The sequence below is a fragment of the Cupriavidus sp. D384 genome (assembly GCF_001652915.1).
Classification (GTDB): domain Bacteria; phylum Pseudomonadota; class Gammaproteobacteria; order Burkholderiales; family Burkholderiaceae; genus Cupriavidus.
In genome coordinates this window covers 1-263 of the sequence record NZ_BBQI01000097.1, presented here as the reverse complement: position 1 = coordinate 263, position 263 = coordinate 1, and the positions used below count along the sequence as shown (strand labels likewise).

Below are 263 nucleotides of genomic sequence, written 5' to 3'. Positions count from 1 at the left end.
TTCAGGTCGCCGCCCACGTCTGCCGTTACCTTGCCGCCCCTGACCACCCCGCCCAGGATGTTCGTGTCGTTGCCGGACACGATCGATACCGATTCGCTGCCCTTCACGTGGCTGTTGACCTGCGTGGTGCCCGTGGTGTCGCCGTTGCCCTTGCTGGTGGATGCCGAAGCCGACACGCCCCAGCCCTTGCTGCCGAGGGATACACCGATGCTGCCGCTGCTGGACTTGTTCGTGCTGTGGTTCTCGTAGGTATCGGTCGCCGA

At 64.6% G+C, this 263-nt stretch carries 1 protein-coding gene; it reads right to left on the bottom strand.

Features of this window, described 5'->3' with window-relative positions; translation table 11 throughout:
- On the bottom strand, positions 1-263 hold a 263-nt coding region (locus A9J21_RS24050), incomplete at both ends, for a hemagglutinin repeat-containing protein (protein ID WP_156546113.1).